This is a genomic window from Taishania pollutisoli (assembly GCF_014518315.1).
Lineage (GTDB): Bacteria > Bacteroidota > Bacteroidia > Flavobacteriales_D > Crocinitomicaceae > Taishania > Taishania pollutisoli.
The window spans coordinates 1-836 of sequence record NZ_JACVEL010000047.1 but is presented as its reverse complement, the minus strand read 5'-3'; the positions used below and the strand labels follow the sequence as shown (position 1 = coordinate 836).

At 49.2% G+C, this 836-nt stretch carries 1 protein-coding gene; it reads left to right on the top strand.

The window, feature by feature from the left end; all coding sequences use genetic code 11:
* Positions 1–504, top strand: a 504-nt coding sequence (locus tag H9Y05_RS16240) for a lysozyme (protein ID WP_216714914.1), incomplete at its 5' end; no start/stop codon positions are given.
* Positions 505–836: the final 332 nt, after the last annotated feature.

Sequence of the window (836 nt, the reverse complement as noted above, 5' to 3'; positions counted from 1 at the left end):
AATACCGGAGGATGTATGTCAAACCGAAACATCAGTGACAACGGATTACACTTCACCGCCGCGTTCGAGGGGTTCCGAGGAACCGCGTACAAGGCAACGAAGAACGAGAAGTACCTTACTATAGGTTATGGGCACTACGGTGCTGATGTGAAAGAAGGCCAGAAGATTACCGAAGGCCAGGGCCTCCTGCTTCTGCATAAGGATATGGCTAAGGCCGTAGCTGCGGTAGACACCGTTGCGCATCCGTCTCTAAATCAGTCACAGTTCGACGCCGTGTGTGACCTTGTGTATAACGCTGGTGCAGGTGTGATTGCCGCTTCTACCGGTACAGGTCAGGCGCTGCGAAAAGGCGATGCATCTACACTGAGAAACAAACTCAGCCAGTTCCATTACCAGAACGGCAAATCACTCCTCGGTTTGCGACGCCGCGCTGCTGGTCGTGTTGCACTGTTCGACGGTATGTTGTGGCAACAGGCCGAAGCTGTAGGGCGCGCTGCGAAGTAGGTTGACACATAGGAGTATTCCTAAGATACTAAACCTGCTCCTGCTTATTCATCCCTCTAGCTCCTTTATCCCGGTAACTGACCCTACCGGGATTTTTTTTATCTGTATCCTGAAATAATAGTTGACTAGTAACATTAACCCTATTATATTTAGTTCATCGACAACGAGAACGGAGTAGAGAAGATGAACTTACAAAGTGATAAAGTTTTTTACCATTGCAAACCACTACTGGACACCGAAGCATTTAAAGACGCGCAACTGATGGCACGCATTGCCGTTAATAACCTAAGTACACGGATTCCAGCGGATGCGTTCTGGTTCGCCGCGATGCA